This is a genomic window from Kocuria flava, from assembly GCF_001482365.1.
Classification (GTDB): Bacteria; Actinomycetota; Actinomycetes; order Actinomycetales; family Micrococcaceae; genus Kocuria; species Kocuria flava.
The window spans coordinates 2,558,047-2,573,819 of sequence record NZ_CP013254.1 but is presented as its reverse complement, the minus strand read 5'-3'; the positions used below and the strand labels follow the sequence as shown (position 1 = coordinate 2,573,819).

19 protein-coding genes are annotated in these 15,773 nt (G+C 77.6%); 12 read left to right on the top strand and 7 right to left on the bottom strand.

All coding sequences use genetic code 11. The annotated features are described in order from the left end of the window. Positions 1-29: 29 nt before the first annotated feature. The 3 genes from AS188_RS11500 to AS188_RS11490 form a co-directional block, all read right to left on the bottom strand. Positions 30-209, bottom strand: a complete 180-nt coding sequence (locus AS188_RS11500) for a hypothetical protein (protein ID WP_058858975.1) — start codon at positions 207-209, stop codon at positions 30-32. Positions 210-329: 120 nt separating this feature from the next. After that, a complete protein-coding gene (locus AS188_RS11495) occupies positions 330-536 on the bottom strand; it encodes a helix-turn-helix domain-containing protein (RefSeq protein ID WP_058858974.1) in 207 nt (68 codons plus the stop codon). Continuing rightward, positions 536-1,015, bottom strand: a complete 480-nt coding sequence (locus tag AS188_RS11490) for a DUF2975 domain-containing protein (RefSeq protein ID WP_058858973.1) — start codon at positions 1,013-1,015, stop codon at positions 536-538. Before AS188_RS11490 ends, AS188_RS11495 begins: the two co-directional genes overlap by 1 nt. A gap of 208 nt (positions 1,016-1,223) precedes the next feature. Here AS188_RS11490 and AS188_RS11485 point away from each other — a divergent pair, with 208 nt between their 5' ends. Continuing rightward, entirely contained in the window at positions 1,224-1,832 is a 609-nt protein-coding gene (locus AS188_RS11485; RefSeq protein WP_058858972.1) for a class I SAM-dependent methyltransferase, read from the top strand. 10 nt (positions 1,833-1,842) lie between these two features. Continuing rightward, positions 1,843-3,306 carry a protein adenylyltransferase SelO gene (locus AS188_RS11480; RefSeq protein ID WP_058858971.1) on the top strand — a complete coding sequence of 488 codons (1,464 nt, stop codon included), beginning with the start codon at positions 1,843-1,845 and terminating at the stop codon, positions 3,304-3,306. Between the two features lie 357 nt (positions 3,307-3,663). Here the strand turns inward: AS188_RS11480 and AS188_RS11475 are convergent, their stop codons facing one another. The 3 genes from AS188_RS11475 to AS188_RS11465 form a co-directional block, all read right to left on the bottom strand. Continuing rightward, positions 3,664-3,882 (bottom strand): hypothetical protein, encoded by a 219-nt coding sequence (locus tag AS188_RS11475; RefSeq protein ID WP_058858970.1) that lies wholly within the window; start codon positions 3,880-3,882, stop codon positions 3,664-3,666. Between the two features lie 117 nt (positions 3,883-3,999). Beyond that, complete coding sequence (locus tag AS188_RS11470) at positions 4,000-4,638, bottom strand: malonic semialdehyde reductase (RefSeq protein ID WP_058858969.1); 639 nt, start codon at positions 4,636-4,638, stop codon at positions 4,000-4,002. A gap of 599 nt (positions 4,639-5,237) precedes the next feature. Then, on the bottom strand, positions 5,238-6,236 hold the full coding sequence (locus AS188_RS11465) for an FAD:protein FMN transferase (protein ID WP_058858968.1): 999 nt from the start codon (positions 6,234-6,236) through the stop codon (positions 5,238-5,240). 344 nt (positions 6,237-6,580) lie between these two features. On the opposite strand from AS188_RS11465, the gene AS188_RS11460 reads away from it, so the two are divergent. The 10 genes from AS188_RS11460 (at position 6,581) to AS188_RS11415 (ending at position 15,096) form a co-directional block, all read left to right on the top strand. After that, positions 6,581-6,784 (top strand): hypothetical protein, encoded by a 204-nt coding sequence (locus AS188_RS11460; protein WP_058858967.1) that lies wholly within the window; start codon positions 6,581-6,583, stop codon positions 6,782-6,784. A gap of 10 nt (positions 6,785-6,794) precedes the next feature. Beyond that, positions 6,795-7,754: an NAD(P)/FAD-dependent oxidoreductase gene (locus tag AS188_RS11455; RefSeq protein ID WP_058858966.1), complete on the top strand. Its 960-nt coding sequence runs from the start codon at positions 6,795-6,797 to the stop codon at positions 7,752-7,754. Between the two features lie 179 nt (positions 7,755-7,933). Beyond that, positions 7,934-9,232 (top strand): SufS family cysteine desulfurase, encoded by a 1,299-nt coding sequence (locus AS188_RS11450; protein WP_058858965.1) that lies wholly within the window; start codon positions 7,934-7,936, stop codon positions 9,230-9,232. A gap of 54 nt (positions 9,233-9,286) precedes the next feature. After that, positions 9,287-9,751 (top strand): Fe-S cluster assembly sulfur transfer protein SufU, encoded by a 465-nt coding sequence (gene sufU, locus AS188_RS11445; protein ID WP_058858964.1) that lies wholly within the window; start codon positions 9,287-9,289, stop codon positions 9,749-9,751. A gap of 365 nt (positions 9,752-10,116) precedes the next feature. Next, the gene (locus tag AS188_RS11440; RefSeq protein ID WP_058858963.1) at positions 10,117-10,971 is read left to right on the top strand and encodes a Rieske (2Fe-2S) protein; all 855 of its coding nucleotides are present in this window, start codon (positions 10,117-10,119) and stop codon (positions 10,969-10,971) included. A gap of 190 nt (positions 10,972-11,161) precedes the next feature. Next, complete coding sequence (locus tag AS188_RS11435) at positions 11,162-12,181, top strand: MsnO8 family LLM class oxidoreductase (RefSeq protein ID WP_236944974.1); 1,020 nt, start codon at positions 11,162-11,164, stop codon at positions 12,179-12,181. 51 nt (positions 12,182-12,232) lie between these two features. Then, the gene (locus AS188_RS11430; RefSeq protein ID WP_058859899.1) at positions 12,233-12,811 is read left to right on the top strand and encodes a nucleosidase; all 579 of its coding nucleotides are present in this window, start codon (positions 12,233-12,235) and stop codon (positions 12,809-12,811) included. A 13-nt stretch (positions 12,812-12,824) separates the two neighbouring features. Continuing rightward, positions 12,825-13,547: a lipoate--protein ligase family protein gene (locus AS188_RS11425; RefSeq protein ID WP_083529417.1), complete on the top strand. Its 723-nt coding sequence runs from the start codon at positions 12,825-12,827 to the stop codon at positions 13,545-13,547. Between the two features lie 33 nt (positions 13,548-13,580). Continuing rightward, positions 13,581-14,405, top strand: coding sequence for an SOS response-associated peptidase (locus tag AS188_RS11420; protein ID WP_083529416.1), 825 nt, complete (start codon positions 13,581-13,583; stop codon positions 14,403-14,405). 238 nt (positions 14,406-14,643) lie between these two features. Then, a complete protein-coding gene (locus AS188_RS11415; RefSeq protein WP_058858961.1) occupies positions 14,644-15,096 on the top strand; it encodes a pyridoxamine 5'-phosphate oxidase family protein in 453 nt (150 codons plus the stop codon). 297 nt (positions 15,097-15,393) lie between these two features. Here AS188_RS11415 and AS188_RS11410 read toward each other — a convergent pair whose 3' ends face one another. Continuing rightward, positions 15,394-15,759 (bottom strand): winged helix-turn-helix domain-containing protein, encoded by a 366-nt coding sequence (locus tag AS188_RS11410; protein ID WP_112255154.1) that lies wholly within the window; start codon positions 15,757-15,759, stop codon positions 15,394-15,396. Positions 15,760-15,773 lie beyond the last annotated feature (14 nt).

Below are 15,773 nucleotides of genomic sequence, written 5' to 3'. Positions count from 1 at the left end.
TGCCGCTCGCGCCGGACGTGCCGCTCGCGTCAGACGCGCCGACCGCGCCGGACGTGCCGGACGTGCCGGATGTGCCGGACCACGGTCACGACCGCCGTCAGCACCAGCACGGCGCCGATGAGCTGGAGCCCCGGCGAGTCGTCGGCCTCCCCGAGGGCGAGACCGGCGATGCCGGCGAGCAGGGCCAGGAGAGCGAGGAACCAGGTCACGGGGGCGCCTTTCGGGGAGGGGGGCGCCGTCGGGGTGCGGCACGAAAGGCCGTGCCGTTCCTGCGCGACGGCGCGGGTATGGGCGTCGGCGCCGACCGGGCCGGCCGACCGCTGCGCGGCTCACTCCTCGACGTACTCGAGGAGGTCCCCGGGTTGGCACTGCAGCACCCGGCACATCGCCTCCAGGGTGGAGAAGCGCACCGCCTTGGCCCGCCCGTTCTTCAGCACGGCCACGTTCGCGGGGCTGATGCCGACGGCCTCGGCGAACTCGCCCACGCTCATCTTCCGCCGGGCCAGCTGGACGTCCAGGCGCACGACGATCGGCATCAGATCACCGCCTCCATGTCGGTGCGCAGCGCCGTTGCCCGCCGCAGCAGGGCACGCATCACCACCATGAGCAGTCCCAGGACCGTGACCCCGGTCGTGGCCAGCACGACCACCAGAACGGGGCCCGGGTCGTCGGCGCCGAGGCCCACGAGCACGGACACGCCCAGCAGCACGGCCCACGCCGCCCCGACGGCCGCCACGATCGCGTCCACCCACACCAGTGCGGCGTCGCTGAAGATCCGGTCCTCGCGGACCAGGGTGAGCAGCTTCCAGGTGGCGACGACGACGACCTGCACGCACAGGATCCAGAACCCGAACAGCACCGTCAGCGGCCAGCGCAGGTGCGCCGAGCCCGGGGACTCCTCTGCCATGTGGGCGAACTGTCCGGGCACCGACATGAACTGGAAGACGAGGAGGATGCCGAACAGCAGCACGAGGAAGACTCTGAGGGCCGCGACGGCCCAGCGCTCGGTGGTCATACATCGAGTATCGGTCGATACCTATCGAAAATCAATAGACGTTCTCCGCTGGCGGCCTTCGCCGGGCCGCGGGGCCGGCCGACCGCACGCCGGGCCGGCCGGCCGCACACCGGACCCGCCGGGTGCCGCGGGCCGTCCCCGGCGCTCCGGCACCCGTGCGCCGAGCTGCGCCTGAGGGCCCGTCCGACCTCGGCGGTAGGCTGGTCCGGTGGTCGAGAAGAGCAGGTGGATGCAGCAGGTGGAGGCGGACCCGGGGCACTCCGCCTGGTACGTGGAGCGCTTCCGGGCGCTGGCCGCGGCCGGCGAGGACGTCGTGGGAGAGGCCCGCCTCGTCGAGGCCCTCGTGCCGCCCGGCTCGCGGATCCTCGACGCCGGGTGCGGCCCCGGCCGGCTGGGCGGGCACCTCCACCGCCGCGGCCACGACGTCGTCGGGGTGGACGTGGACCCCGCCCTCATCGCCGCCGCGCAGGAGGACCACCCGGGCCCGCACTGGCTCGTCGGCGACCTCGCCGAGCTGGACCTGCCCGCCCGCGGGCACCCCGAGCCCTTCGACGCGATCGTGTGCGCCGGCAACGTCATGGCCTTCCTCGCCCCGAGCACCCGCACCGAGGTGCTGCGCCGCCTGCGCGGTCACCTCGCGGCCGGGGGACGGGCCGCCGTCGGCTTCGGCGCCGGGCGCGGCTACCCCTTCCCGGAGTTCCTCGCGGACGCCGAGCACGCCGGCCTCGTCCCGGACCTGCTGCTGTCCACCTGGGACCTGCGGCCCTTCCGTCCGGACAGCGACTTCCTCGTGGCCGTGCTGCGCGCCGACCGGTAGCGTGGACGGTGTGAACGCCACCGTTCCGTCCACCCTGACCTTCGACTCCCGCTTCGCCCGGGACCTCCCGGAGCTGGCCCTCTCCTGGCAGGCCGAGGACGTCCCCGATCCGCGGCTGCTCGTGCTCAACGAGCCGCTGGCCGCGGAGCTGGGCCTCGACCCCGCCTGGCTGCGCACCCCGGAGGGCGTGCGCCTGCTGGTCGGCAACCTGCTGCCGGAGGGCGCCGCCCCCGTGGCGCAAGCCTACGCCGGCCACCAGTTCGGCGCCTGGTCCCCGCGCCTGGGCGACGGCCGCGCCCTGCTGCTCGGGGAGCTGCACGACGCCGCCGGCCGGGTGCGCGACCTCCACCTCAAGGGCTCGGGGCGCACGCCCTTCGCCCGCGGCGGCGACGGCCTCGCGGCGGTCGGCCCGATGCTGCGCGAGCACGTCGTGAGCGAGGCCATGCACGCCCTGGGCATCCCCACGACCCGGTCGCTGGCCGTGGTGGCCACGGGCCGGCCCGTGCGCCGCGAGACGGTGCAGCCGGGGGCGGTGCTCGCCCGCGTCGCGGCCGGGCACCTGCGCGTGGGCACCTTCCAGTACGCCCGGTCCCGGGGCGACACGGGGCTGCTGCGCCGCCTGGCCGACCACGCCATCGCCCGCCACCACCCCGGGGCGGCAGCGGCCGAGCACCCGCACCTGGCGCTGTTCGACGCCGTCGTCGCCGCCCAGGCCTCGCTCGTCGCGCAGTGGATGCACGTGGGCTTCATCCACGGGGTGATGAACACCGACAACACGACGATCTCGGGGGAGACCATCGACTACGGCCCGTGCGCGTTCATGGACGCCCACGACCCGGCCACCGTCTACAGCTCCATCGACCTCGGCGGCCGCTACGCCTACGGCAACCAGCCCGTCGTGCTCCAGTGGAACCTCGCCCGTCTCGCGGAGGCGATGCTGCCGCTGTTCGACGAGGACCAGGACCGTGCCGTCGCGCTCGCCGAGGAGGTCCTCGGCACCTACCCCGCCCGGTACGGGGCGGCGTGGACCGACGGAATGCGCGCGAAGCTCGGGGTGCCCGGGGCCGACGACGACGACGTGGCGCCGCTGCTCGAGGAGCTCTCGGCGCTGCTGCGGGACAACCACGTCGACCACACGTCCTTCTTCCGCGGCCTCGGCGCGGCCGCCCGCGGCGACGCCCGGCCCGCCCGGGACCTCGTGCTGGACCTGGCCCGCTTCGACGCGTGGGCCGAGCGCTGGCGCTCCCTCGGCCCCGACGCGGAGCTGATGGACCGGGTCAATCCCGTCTACGTCCCGCGCAACCACCTCGTCGAGGAGGCGCTCGCGGCCGCGGTCGCCGGTGACCTCGACCCGCTGGGGCGGCTGCTCGAGGCGGTGACCCGGCCGTTCGAACCGCGCCCGGGCCTGGAGCGGTACGCGGAGCCGGCGCCGGGCGACTTCGGGGCGAGCTACCAAACCTTCTGCGGCACCTGAGCCGAGCCGGGCTCCGCGGCGCGTCCGGGACGGCCCCCGCCCGGCCGGAGTGCCGCGCGCACGGCGTCCGCTCGCGGCGTGCGCCGTCCGTGCGACGTCCGCCGCGGGCGGGCGGGTGCTCACGGCGCGGCGGCGTGCACCGGTGGCCCGTCGTCGTCCCGGTGCGCCCGCGCACGGCGGACCTCCGCGGCGTCCCGGCGGGCGTGGGCACGCCGTGCCCATGGGACCGGCACGTCCTGCGCGCACGCCACGGCCCGCGCCGTTCGTCCCGGAAGTGCCCACGGCACGCGCTCGCGGGACGCCGGAGCGTCCCGGCGGAGCTGGCCCCCGGGGTGATCCCGCCCGGCGGGTCCGGGCTCACCGGCGGTGCAGCGTCAGGATCTCCCCGCCGATCAGCCGCCGCTCCCCGGTCGCGCTGTCGCGGATCCACGCCACGCGCAGGGTCGCGGCGGCCTCCTCGACGACGCCGCGGTGGACCACCTCGCCCGCGCGGGAGACCTCGATCTCCGTCCCGGGCTCCAAGTCCTCCCAGTCCACCGCCGTCGTCCCGGCACCGGCCGTGCTCACCTCGGTCATCGCAGCTCCTCCTCGGTCGTGCGGGGTGTCCGCACCATCCTCGCCGGGCGGCGTTGCCGGAGGGTGACCGGCCGGTGAACGGCTCCGCACGGGCCGCGCGGAGCCGGACGGCCCCGGTCAGACGGTCTCGGTGGCGACCTCGGCGCCCAGGCGCGGCAGGCGCGGGTGCCGGGGATCCTCGGCGGGCCGGCCCACGGCCACGACGAGGAAGGCCCGGCGGGAGGTCCCGGCGTTGAAGCGCGCGTCGACACCCGCGGCGTCGAAGCCGCCCATCGGGCCCGCGGCCAGGCCCACGGCGCGCGCGGCCAGCACGAAGTAGCCGGCCTGCATCCACGCGTTGTCCCGGCCGATCCCGGCACGGGCCTGCGCGTCGGACTCGAACATGGCCCGCCGCTCCGGGGCGTGGGGGAAGAAGGTGGCGAAGTGCTCGTGCCACTCGGTGTCGTAGGAGAGGACCGCCACGGCCGGGGCGGTGCGGGTCTTCTCCTGGTTGCCGGCGGCCATCAGCCCGACCAGCTCCTCGCGGGCCTCGGGGGAGCGGACCCAGGTGATGCGCAGCGGCTGGTTGTTCATCATGGTCGGCCCGAGCCGGGTGAGCTCGTAGACGGCCCGCAGGTCCTCGTCGGTCACGGGCTCGTCGGAGAAGGCGCTCGCGGTGCGGGCCTCGAGGAAGAGGCGGTCGGCGGCGCCGGCGTCGATGGCGAGCCGGTCCTCGACCAGCAGGCCGGTGCGGGTCTCGGCGGTGTCCACGGTCATGGGGGTCCTCCTGGGGCGGAACGGGAACATGCTGTTGACGCTTCAACAACATGGGGGGCGCAGAGGATTTCCCCCGGGGACGTGAGGTCCGTCACGGCGAGGGTGCCCGGGCGGCGGGGAGCAGGCACGGGGGCGGCGCTGCGCGGGAGCACCCGGCCCCGGCGCCGCGCCCGCAGAGCCGCTGACCCCCGAAGTGGGGTCAGACAGGGGTGGGACCCGCGTGCCACGATGCCGGGGGAACAGGGCGCTCCCAGGGGCACCGGGCTCCCAGGGGGCACCGGGCTCCCAGGGGACCGGGAGTTCCGAGGGGGCGGCGAGTTCTCAGGGGGCCGCGGCTGCCGGGGACCACGGTTCCTCGGGGAGCCCGTGCTCCCCGTGGACAGCAGGTCCCCGCGGACCACCGGACGACGAACGAGGGGGACTGCCGTGCCCGATGCCGCCGACCGGCCGGCGTGCGCCGTCCTGGGCGCGCTCGGTCTGCTGATGACCCTCGGCGCGCTGCACGAGTGGCGTCCCGGGGACCGCTTCAGCACCGTCATGGCGCTGGTGATGCTCGCGTGGACGCTCTACGCCGCCACCTGGGCGGTGCAGGCGCTGCGCTACCGGCGCGTGCCCGGCCGTGCGGGGGGCCCCGCCGCCTCCGGAGAGCTCGACGACGGCGCGGCGTGGGACCCCGCCGGCGACGGCGCGAACCGGCCCGCGGCCCCGCAGGCCGCCACCCACGGCGGTGCCTCGGAGCCCAGCAGGTGGGCCGCCCGCGCGTAGGCCTGGGCCTCCACGGCGCGGTCGGCGACCACGACCACCTGCCGCCAGGGGCTGCGCGCGGCGGCGCCCGTCACGGGGTTGACCACCGCGTGCTCCGGGCCCTCGACCACGGCCACGCCCCGGCGACCGCCGGCGAGCAGCCGCGCCCAGGCGGCGGCACCGAGGCCGGTCTCCGCGCGCAGCTCCCGCTCCAGCAGCACGGCGGCGTCGTCGTCCGGGCCGGCCACCGCCAGCGCGTCGCCGGCGCGGTGCAGCACGGCCGTCCCCGGCCTGTCGTGCTCCGCCGCCGCCACGACCTGCTCCGCCGCCCAGGCCCGGGCGGCAGGACCCAGGTCGAGGACCGTGCCGCGGGCCATGCGCAGCCGCCGGGTGGCGGGGTCGTAGGACAGCTCCCCGAGACCCGGGGCGGGTGCCGCCGGCAGCCCGTCCAGGCCACGCCAGGCCGCCCCGCCGGTGGTGGGGTCCACGAGCCCGCTGGTGAGCAGCGCCGCCCGCAGCGCCGCGTCCACGACCGCGCCGAGGACGGGGCCGACCACCAGGTCGACGTCGTCGTGCTCGGCGCACCGGTTGAGCAGCGAGAGCTGCGAGTCGATGCGGTCGGGGGCCACGGCCTGCGCCACGGCGGCCAGGATCTCCCCGGCGCCGGCGGTCCCCGGACCGGTGTCCGGCCGGGCGGCGGCCTCCCCGGACGCCGCGGACGGTGACGCCGGACCCGGGGTCCCCGGCTCCGGCGCCTGCGCCTGCGCGTCCGGGGACGCGGGCCGGGCGGCCTCCCGGTTCTCCTCGGGGGCCGGCGGGTGCAGCGGGGCGCGCGGTGGGACGGGCGGGTTCATGATGGCTCCTCGTGCGGGGGGTCTCGAGGGTGAGGTCCGCCACCATGATCGGGCAGACCGGGCGTCCCGGGCCGTCACGGCCCTCTTCCCGGCGCGGCGCAGGGCCCCGGACGGCACCGCGGGCCTCCAGCGGCCGCGGCGGGAGGTCGGAGCGGAGGTCCCCGGCGCTCGCGCGTGCTCCGCGGCTCCGCCCGGCGGGCCGTCCGGCCGCCGGGGATCCGGTCCGCCCGGGCCGGGACGCGACCCGCGCCCGCCCCGGGATGCCGCAGGCCGGCGGGGGTGCCCCGCGCCCGCCGTGCGTGCCCTGTGCGCACCCGGGCCTGCCGTTTGGCACAATGACGGGCATGAGCGAGCAGCACGCACCCACCCGCACCATCAACGGCCGTTCCGACCGGGGGTCCTCCGGACCGCTGATCGCGATCGTGCTCGGCTTCCTCCTGTCGCTGGCCGCGATGGTCGGCGTCGGGATCGTGAGCCTCGACATGACGGAGCAGACCCTCGGCGACGAGGGCGCCGCCACGGTCCAGGAGCCCGCCGACGGGCACTGAGGCCCCCGGCGTGCTGCCCGGGACGGTCTGCGCCCTCGTCGTCGGCGGCGGCCCCGCGGGGCTGTCCGCCGCGACGTGGCTGGGCCGCTACCGCCGCCCCACGCTCGTGGTCGACGCCGGCGAGCAGCGCAACCTCGCCGCCGACCGGGCCCACGGCCTGCTGGGACGGGACCCGACCACCCCGCGGCAGCTGCTGGCCGACGCCCGCGCAGGGCTCGCCCAGTACCCGCACGTGCGCCTGCACCAGGGGTGCGTGACGGCCCTGCGCCGCGACGAGGACGGGGCGTTCCGGGCCGAGGTCGACGGCCGGGAGGTCGCCGCCGAGCGCGTCGTGCTCACCACCGGTGTGCGCGACCGCCTGCCCGACCTCGACGGCCTGGCCGCGCACTACGGCACGGACGTCCACCACTGCCCGGCCTGCGACGGCCCGACCGCGCAGGACCGCGCCGTCGTGGTCCTCGGGTCCGGCGCCCAGCTGCCCGGCTACGCGGCGGAGCTGCTCGACTGGGCCGCGCCGGTGCGCCTGGTCCTCGACCCGGCGGAGCCGGGGATCGACGACGGGCAGCGGGCCGCCCTGGCCGACCACGGCGTGGAGGTGCTCGAGGGGACGGCCGTGGCGCTGACCGGCGAGCCCGGGGACCTGCGCGGGGTGCGGCTGGCCGACGGGCGCACCGTGCCCGCCGCGAAGGTGTTCTTCTCCTACGCCCACCTCCCGGCCGGCGACCTGGCCCGGCAGCTGGGCTGCGCGCTCGACCACGAGGGCCTGATTACCGTCGACGGCTTCCAGCTCACCAGCGTGGACGGCGTCTACGCCGCCGGGGACGTCACACCCGGGCTGCAGCTGGTGCCGATCGCCGTCGGGGAGGGCGCCGCCGCCGGGGTCGCGTGCGCGACCTCCCTGCGGGGCCGGCCCGCCCTCGGCGGCGCCCCCGCGCCGGGGCCGCCCACCCGCCGCTTCGCCCCCGGCTGAGCCCAGGGGCCGCCACCGGGCATCAGCCGCCCGGGCAGGGGCCGCCGCCGGGCCGTCACGGTGCGCGCTCCTGCCCCGGCGCCGTTGCTGCCCCCGGTTCCCGGTGCGGATGTGACGCCGGGAGACGCCCGCCGGGGCGTCCCGCCTAGAATCGTGCCCACCCCCGAAAGGACCCCGCCGTGCCCTCGACGACCGTCCCGCCCCTGACCGACACCGAGGTGCGTGCCCTGCGCGAGGACTTCCCGCTGCTCACGGGCACCGAGGTGATGGGCGCCCCCCTGGTCTACCTCGACTCGGGCGCGACCGCGCAGAAGCCGCTGGCCGTGCTGGACGCCGAGCGGGAGTTCTACCTGCACCGCAACGCCGCCGTGCACCGCGGCGCGCACACCCTGGCGGTCGAGGCCACCGACGCCTACGAGGAGGCCCGCCGCGTCGTCGCCGGCTTCGTGGGCGCCGGCGAGCGCGAGCTCGTGTGGACCTCCAACGCCACCGAGGGGCTGAACCTGATCGCCTACGCCTTCTCGAACGCCACCGCCGGGCGCGGCGGGCAGGCCGCCGAGCGCTTCCGGCTCCGGCCCGGCGACGAGATCGTCACGACCGAGGCCGAGCACCACGCCAACCTGATCCCGTGGCAGGAGCTGGCCGCCCGCACCGGGGCGAGCCTGCGGTGGATCCCCGTCGACGGGACCGGGCAGCTGGACCACGAGGCCGCCGCACGGGTGATCGGGGAGCGGACGAAGGTGGTGGCGTTCACGCACGTCTCCAACGTCACCGGCGCGCTCACCGACGTCCCCGCCCTCGTCGAGCTCGCCCGGGAGACCGGGGCGCTGACCGTCCTGGACGCCTGCCAGTCCGTGCCCCACCTGCCAGTGGACCTGCCGGGCCTGGGCGTGGACCTCGCCGTGTTCTCCGGGCACAAGATGCTCGGGCCCACCGGCATCGGCGCCCTGTGGGGCCGGACCGAGCTGCTGGACGCGATGCCGCCGTTCCTCACCGGCGGCTCGATGATCACGAGGGTCACGATGGAGGAGGCCGAGTACCTGCCGGCCCCCGCACGGTTCGAGGCCGGCACCCAGCGGATCGCCCAGACCGTCGCGCTCGCCGAGGCCGTGCGCTACCTCCGGGCCGTGGGCATGGAGCGGGTCGCCGCCCACGAGCACGCCCTGGGGCAGCGGCTGGCGGAGGGCATCGCCGATCTGGAGGGGGTGCGGCTGATCGGCCCGCCCCCGGGCGCGGACCGCGTGGGACTGGCGGCCGTGGACGTGGCCGGGGTGCACGCCCACGACGTCGGGCAGGTCCTCGACGCCGCCGGGGTCGCCGTGCGGGTGGGCCACCACTGCGCCCAGCCGCTGCACCGGGCCCTCGGGTTGACCGCGACCACCCGGGCCAGCACCTACCTGTACACCACCGCCGAGGACGTCGACCGGTTCCTGGCCGAACTGGCCGGGGTCCGCTCCTACTTCGGCGTGGCAGGCTGATCGGGTGCGCACCGACACCGCGGGCGCCGGGCCGGACCGACCGAGAGGACGACGATGAGCGCGCTGGACGGGCTGTACCAGGAGGTCATCCTCGACCACGCCAAGCGGCGCTCCGGGGAGGGACTGGCCGACCCGGTCCCGGGGCACGGCGCGGGGGAGTCCCATCAGTACAACCCCACGTGCGGCGACGAGATCACCGTGCGCGTGGAGCTGGCCCCCGCCGGGCCCGGCGCGGAGCCGGTCGTGGAGCGGGTCACCTGGGCCGGGCAGGGGTGCTCGATCTCCATGGCGGCCGCCTCGGTGCTGGCCGAGACCGCCCCCGGGCTCACCCGCCGGGAGCTGCTCGAGCTGATCGAGCAGTTCCGGGCGCTGCTGCGCTCCCGCGGCACCGCCGAGCCGGACGAGGAGGTCCTGGGGGACGCCGCCGCCTTCGCCGGGGTCTCCCGCTTCGTGGCCCGGGTCAAGTGCGCGATGCTCGGCTGGGTCGCCGCCGAGGAGGCCCTCGCCCGCGCGGCCTGAGCCCCGCGCGGCCGGGCCGGACGCCGCTCCCGGCCGGGCAGCAGTCGTGGTCCCGCTCCGCCGGGGGCGGTCCTCCCGGCGGGGACGTCGTGGCCCGCCGTCGTGGGCTGCGCCCCGGGGCCTCAGGCGCCGGCCCCGTCCGGGGTCGCAGGGTGCGCCCCGCGCCGCCGGGTCGTCGCCCGTCCCGCCGTCGTGACCTGCCACCGCGCGCCCGGGCGCCGGTCCCCGTCCGGCGGTGCCGGGTGCACCCCGCGCCGCCAGGTGACCGTCCCGTCCCGTCGTCGTGGTCCGTCACGTCCGGCGCCGTCCTTGTCCGGTGCCGGACCCGGTGGGACACTGACCGCCCCGGCACCGAGGAGGCGGCCATGAGCGTGTTCGACGACCTCGCCCGGCGCATCGAGCGCTGGAGCGCCCTGGACCGGGCGGCCGACCCGCTGGCCACCGCCGTGGCCCGGGCCGCCCGGCCCGGCCCGGTCCGCGACCTCCTCAGCGGGGCGGTGCTCGGCCACCCCCTGCACCCGCTGCTCACCGACGTCCCCATCGGGGCGTGGACCATGGCCGGGCTGCTCGACCTCGTCGGCGGGCGGGCCGCCGCCCCGGCCGCGGACGTGCTCGTGGCCACCGGCGTCGCCGCCGCGGTGCCCACCGCGGCGACCGGCCTGCACGACTGGTCCGACACCCGCGGCGGGCCGCGCCGGGTCGGGCTCGTCCACGCCGCCGCCAACAGCGCCGCCCTGGGGTTCTACACCGCGTCGCTGCTCGCCCGCCTCCGCGGCCGGCGCACCGCCGGCAAGGCCCTGGGCCTGGCCGGACTGGGCGCGCTGACGGCCGGCGGCTACCTGGGCGGGCACCTCAGCTACGTCGAGGGCGTCGGCGTCAACCGCACCGCCTGGCGCCGCGGACCCGCCCGGTGGACCGACGTCGCCGCCGCCGGCGAGCTGCCCGAGGGCGAGCCCCGCCGGGTCGTGGCCGGGCGGGTCAGCCTCGTGCTCGTGCGGGAGGGGGAGCGCGTCCACGCCCTCGACAGCGTCTGCAGCCACATGGGCGGGCCGCTGGACGAGGGCGAGGTCGCCGGCGGCTGCGTGCGCTGCCCCTGGCACGGCAGCGTCTTCCGGCTGGCCGACGGGTCGGTGGTCCACGGGCCCGCCACCAGCCCGCAGCCCGCCTACGAGACCCGCGTCGAGCAGGACCGCGTCCAGGTGCGGGCCCGCCCGCGCTGACCACGCCGTCCGGGGAGCACCGCGCGGACCGCGCCCGGTCGGACTCGGCTGCCCCGGGTCGCGCCGGGCCCGACGGCGGCGCCGCACCGGCCGTGCCGCGGTGCCGCCCGCCGGTCCCGGGCTCCTCCGGCCCCGCGGACGGAACAACCCGGGCGCGGACCCGGTTGTGCGCACTGTGCCCCCTGCTGCCGTGACCCCGTCCCCGCCCGTGGCGCCGCGCGTGCCCCTGTCCGTCCTCGACCGCGCGCACCTGCTCGCCGGCGGCACCGAGACCGAGGCCCTGCACCGGGTCCTGGAGCGGGCCCGGCAAGCCGAGGCGCTGGGCCATCGGCGGTTCTGGGTCGCCGAGCACCACGGCGTGCCCGGCATCGCCGGCGCCGCCCCGGCCGTGCTGATGGCCGCGGTCGCCGCCCGCACCGAGCGCATCCGCGTCGGCTCCGGCGGGATCATGCTCCCCAACCACCGGCCGCTGGTCGTCGCCGAGCAGGCCGCGACCCTCCAGGCCCTGCACCCCGGGCGGATCGACCTGGGCCTGGGCCGCTCCCTCGGCTTCACCCGCGCCGTGCGCGAGGCCCTGGGCACCGGCCCCGGCGCCGCCGAGCGCTTCGAGGCGGACCTCGCCCGGCTGCTGGCGCTGCTCGCCGGCGAGGCCCCCGTGACCGCCCGGCCCCGCGACCGGGCCCGGACCCCCGTGTTCGTGCTGGCCACGGGCGCGGGCGTGGAGATCGCGGCGCGGGCGGGCCTCGCCGTCGTCCTCGGGGGCCCGGCGACGACCCGCCGCGGGGAGCGCGGGGCCGCCGCCGCCCTCGAGCGCTACCGCGCGGGCTTCCGGCCCTCGCGCTGGTGGGAGCGCCCGCACGTCGTCCTCGCCGCCGACGTCGCCGTCGCCCCCACCGCCGGCGCGGCCCGGGCGCTCGCCCTGCCCCAGGCCCGGGCCATGGCCCACTCCCGCACCCGCGGGGAGTTCCCGCCGCTCGCCCCCGTCACCGAGGCGGAGCTCGCGCGGCTGCCCGCCCGCGAGCGCGACCTCGTCGAGGAGCACCTGGCGACGGCGGTGACCGGAACCCCCGCCGAGGTCGGCCGCCGCCTGGCCCGGCTGGTCGAGGACACCGGCGCCGACGAGCTCATGGTCACGGGCGGGGCCGCCGACCTCGAGGCGCAGGAGCGCTCGGACCGGCTGCTCGCCGAGCTCGCCGGCGCCCCCGCCTGAGCCCCGCGGAACCGTCCGGGCCGCCGCCGGCGCCCGGCTAGAGTGGGCGCGATGGAACGACTGCTCGTGCTCGCCGCCCACCCCCTCGAGACCCGGTACCTCCCGCCGGGCCTCGACCTCGTGCTCACCGGGGTCGGGATGTCCGCCGCCGCCGTGCGCACCACCGAGGCCGTCCTCACCCGCTGCCCGGACCCCGCCGGCCGCGACGGGCTGACCGTGCTGAACATCGGCAGCGCCGGGGCCCTGCGGGACGGGCTGAGCGGTGTCCACGAGCCCTCCCGGATCATCAACCGCGACGTCGACGAGCAGCTGCTGCGCGCCGCCGGGATCCCGGTGGACAACGTCCTCGAGCTCGGCGGGGAGGGGCCCGTGCTGGCCACCGGCGACTCGTTCGTGGCGGGCGGCCCGGTGCGGGACGCGCTCGCCGCCCGCGCCGACCTCGTGGACATGGAGGGCTGGGCGGTCGCGGTGGCCTGCCGGCACCTGGGCGTGCGGCTGCGGATGGTCAAGCACGTCTCCGACGCCGCGGACGAGGCCGCGCTGGCGTGGGCCGAGAAGGTCGAGACCAGCGCCCGGGAGCTCGCCGCGTGGTTCGCCGCCAGCGACCTGCCGGCCGGCGGCCCGCACTAGGATGGGCACCAGCATGAGACTTCTCCGCCAGCGCGAGTCCCTGGGCGCCCAGCAGGACTACGAGAGCGCCATGACCCTCCTCGCCGACGTCCACCGCACCGGACCCGTGCTGCGCCTCTACCAGCCCGTGCCCACGGTCGCCTTCGGGCGCCGCGACGAGCTGCGCCCCGGCTTCGCCGCCGCCGCCCGAGCCGCCCGGGAGAGCGGCTTCGAGCCCCTGGTCCGCCGCGTCGGCGGACGGGCGGCCGCCTACCACGGCGGGTGCCTGGTCGTGGACCACCTCGAGCCCACGGAGGACCCCACCTCCGGGATCCAGGACCGCTACCGGCTCTTCGGCGACATGGTCGTGGCGGCGCTGGAGGAGCTCGAGGTCGAGGCCGACGTCGGGGAGATCCCCGGGGAGTACTGCGCCGGCGAGCACAGCGTCCACGGCACCCACCCGTCCGGCACCCCGGCCGCCGGCCGGCGGGTCAAGCTCGCGGGCACCGCCCAGCGGGTGGTCGCGGGCGCCTGGTACTTCTCCACGGTCGTCGTGGTCGAGCAGTCCGAGCCGATCCGCTCCGTGCTCACCGACGTCTACGCCGCGCTGGACCTGGACTGGGACCCGGCCACCGCCGGGGCCGTCGACGACCTGCGCCCCGGCACGACCGTCGCCGACGTCGAGCGGGGGATCCGCAAGGTCTACGGGATGTACGCGCACCACCTGGGCTACGGCCCGCTCACGGAACCGGACTGACCGGGGCCCTGCGGGGCCGGCGAGGAGGCAGCTATGTGCGGACGCTACGTGATCGCGCGGGCGGTGGGGGACCTCGTGGCCGCCACCGGCGCCGTGCCCGACGAGAGCCTCGGCGGGGGCGACGAGACGGCCCTGCGGGCCAACTGGAACACCGCGCCCACCACCGACGTGCCGATCGTCCTCGAGCGCCTGGCGGGGGAGGGCGACGACGCCGGACGGGTCCGGGAGCTGCACGTGGCCCGGTGGGGCCTGGTCCCGGGGTGGGCCAAGGACCCGGCGGTCGGGGCGAAGATGTTCAACGCCCGCTCCGAGACGGTCCTCGAGAAGCCCTCGTTCCGCAAGGCCGTGCGGGCCCGGCGGTGCGCCGTGCCGGCCAACGGCTACTACGAGTGGAAGAAGCTCCCCGGCCCGGGCCGCGGCGGGCGCAAGCAGCCCTACTACGTCCACCCCGCCGACCCGGAGGAGACCATCTGGTTCGCCGGGATCTACGAGTGGTGGCGGGTGCCCGAGGGCGCGGAGCCGGACTCCGGGGCCCTGCAGCCCGGCCGCGGCGGCACCGGGTCCTGGCTGCTGTCCTGCTCGGTGCTCACCACCGACGCCCCCGAGCCCTCCGCGGAGCACCCCGTGCTGACGCAGCTGCACGAGCTCCACGACCGCATGCCGATCCCCCTGGCGCCGGAGCACCTGGACGACTGGCTGCGCCCGGGGGAGGAGCAGGCCCCGCAGCTGGTGGACCTCGTCCGCGCCGAGGCCTCCCGGGTCGCCGCGCGCTGGGTGCTCGACCCCGTGGACCCCGCCGTGGGCAACGTGCGCAACAACTCCCCGGAGCTCGTGGTCCCGCAGCAGGAGCTGTTCTGAGCCGGGGGGCCGGCCGCCGGGGACCACCGGCGTCCCGCTCCGGACCCCGGCCGGCTCCCGGCCGGCGCGGGGGCCCCGGCCCGCCGCGGACCGCTGCCCCGCACGGTGCCTCCGCCCGGGCCCCGTCCGGCGGCCCTGTCGTTGCGCCCGGAGCGGCCCTGTCCGGCCGCCCCGCTGCACTGCCCGGTCCCGCCCCGTCCTGTTCCCCGCGCCCGTTCCCCGACCGGAGGAGATCCGCATGACCCCCGCCCACCGGCAGACCGTCGAGCGCCTCGTGGACTTCGTCCGCACCCACGGCGGCGGCGTCGTGGCCACCAACGCCCCCGGCGCCTGCCCCGAGTCCGCCTGGGTCAACCTCGTGGCCGACGACGACGGCCGGCTGGTCTTCGGCACCAACACGGCCAGCCGCAAGTTCGCCAACCTGGGCGCCGACCCCCGGGTCTCCCTGGTGGTGGTCTCGGGCACGGGCCAGGAGTACCAGCTCGAGGGCGAGGCCGTGGTGCTGGCGGGCGAGCCCGCGCGGGCCGCCGCCGGGCTGCTGGAGTCCCGCCACCCCGGCTCCGGCGGCCACGACCCGGTCGCGACCCGGCTCGTGGAGGTCACGGTGGGCTGGGTGCGGTTCGTCGACGTCGCGGTCGACCCCCCGGTGCGCGAGGAGACCGTGCTCAGAGCTCTGAGCTCAGAGCTCTGAGTTCTGAGCCATGAAGCCCTGAGTCCTGAGTCCTGAGTCCTGAGTCCTGAGCCCTGAGTCCTTGGCCCTGAGCCCTGAGTCCTGGGCCCTGAGCCCTGCGCCGGCCGGGCCGCGCCGCGGTGCCGCTGCCGTCGCGCTCTGTCGGCACGTGCCTCCGGGGGCGCCCGCTCCAGCTCGCGCTCCGGCACGCACCTTCCGGGACCTCCTCTGCCCGGCACGCGCCTCTCGGCACGGCCTCTCCGGCGCTCGCGCCGCCGGTGCGTGGTGTCCTGTCCCGGGCAGGGGCTCCGCCCCGCGTCAGCCGGTGCCCGGCGGGTCGTCGGCCAGGACGTCGAGCAGCTCGCCGACCTCGTGGGCGGCGGTGGCGGGGTGCCGGAAGTGCCGCCGCCGGTCGACGGTGTAGTGGCTGCGCCGGCCCACCCGGTGGCGGGTGAGGTAGCCGGCCTCCTCGAGGTCCTTGAGCACGGACAGGGTCGCGCGCACGCTGATCCCCACCTGCTCGGCGATCTCGCCGACCCGGGCGTCCGGGGAGCGGGCCGCGGCCAGCAGGACGTGGCCGTGGGTGGTGAGCAGCGTCCAGGCCGGGCGCCGGGGCGGGACCGCCCCGGCGGGGCGGCGGGACGCTCCCGCCGGGTCCCCGGCGGCGTCGTCGGAGGTGGGCACGGATCTCCTCTCGT

Excerpts from the sequence above, each read along its gene's own strand:
- AS188_RS11495 (WP_058858974.1), bottom strand. The coding sequence starts at position 536 with ATGCCGATCGTCGTGCGCCTGGACGTCCAGCTGGCCCGGCGGAAGATG.
- AS188_RS11490 (WP_058858973.1), bottom strand. The coding sequence starts at position 1,015 with ATGACCACCGAGCGCTGGGCCGTCGCGGCCCTCAGAGTCTTCCTCGTG.
- AS188_RS11475 (WP_058858970.1), bottom strand. The coding sequence starts at position 3,882 with ATGACCGAGGTGAGCACGGCCGGTGCCGGGACGACGGCGGTGGACTGG.
- AS188_RS11470 (WP_058858969.1), bottom strand. The coding sequence starts at position 4,638 with ATGACCGTGGACACCGCCGAGACCCGCACCGGCCTGCTGGTCGAGGAC.
- AS188_RS11465 (WP_058858968.1), bottom strand. The coding sequence starts at position 6,236 with ATGAACCCGCCCGTCCCACCGCGCGCCCCGCTGCACCCGCCGGCCCCC.
- AS188_RS11460 (WP_058858967.1), top strand. The coding sequence starts at position 6,581 with ATGAGCGAGCAGCACGCACCCACCCGCACCATCAACGGCCGTTCCGAC.
- sufU (WP_058858964.1), top strand. The coding sequence starts at position 9,287 with ATGAGCGCGCTGGACGGGCTGTACCAGGAGGTCATCCTCGACCACGCC.
- AS188_RS11440 (WP_058858963.1), top strand. The coding sequence starts at position 10,117 with ATGAGCGTGTTCGACGACCTCGCCCGGCGCATCGAGCGCTGGAGCGCC.
- AS188_RS11430 (WP_058859899.1), top strand. The coding sequence starts at position 12,233 with ATGGAACGACTGCTCGTGCTCGCCGCCCACCCCCTCGAGACCCGGTAC.
- AS188_RS11425 (WP_083529417.1), top strand. The coding sequence starts at position 12,825 with ATGAGACTTCTCCGCCAGCGCGAGTCCCTGGGCGCCCAGCAGGACTAC.
- AS188_RS11420 (WP_083529416.1), top strand. The coding sequence starts at position 13,581 with ATGTGCGGACGCTACGTGATCGCGCGGGCGGTGGGGGACCTCGTGGCC.
- AS188_RS11415 (WP_058858961.1), top strand. The coding sequence starts at position 14,644 with ATGACCCCCGCCCACCGGCAGACCGTCGAGCGCCTCGTGGACTTCGTC.